Consider the following 234-nt stretch of genomic DNA (forward strand, 5'->3'; position numbering starts at 1 on the left):
GTTGATAAACACGTCCGGCGAGCCGGTCAGTATCTGCCCCGAAGCGGACAGGCTGGCTGCCCCGGCGGCGGCCATGCCGTCGCGCGCCGCCGTGGCCGCCTCCCCGGTGAGATAACCCACCGCCAGGCTGGCACCCATCAGCAGCACGCCAACGCCGAGACAGGCCGAGGCCAGCCCGGCGACAAACAGCGCACCGGCGGCCACGGCACCGGCGGCGGCAATCAGCCCGCCGAC

General features: G+C 73.5%; 1 protein-coding gene. It reads right to left on the reverse strand.

Annotated features, from left to right (window positions below):
- The coding region (locus EPYR_RS21620; RefSeq protein WP_462486257.1) for a hypothetical protein at positions 1–234 on the reverse strand (234 nt) is incomplete at both ends.

The organism is Erwinia pyrifoliae DSM 12163 (genome assembly GCF_000026985.1).
In the GTDB taxonomy this organism is placed as follows: domain Bacteria; phylum Pseudomonadota; class Gammaproteobacteria; order Enterobacterales; family Enterobacteriaceae; genus Erwinia; species Erwinia pyrifoliae.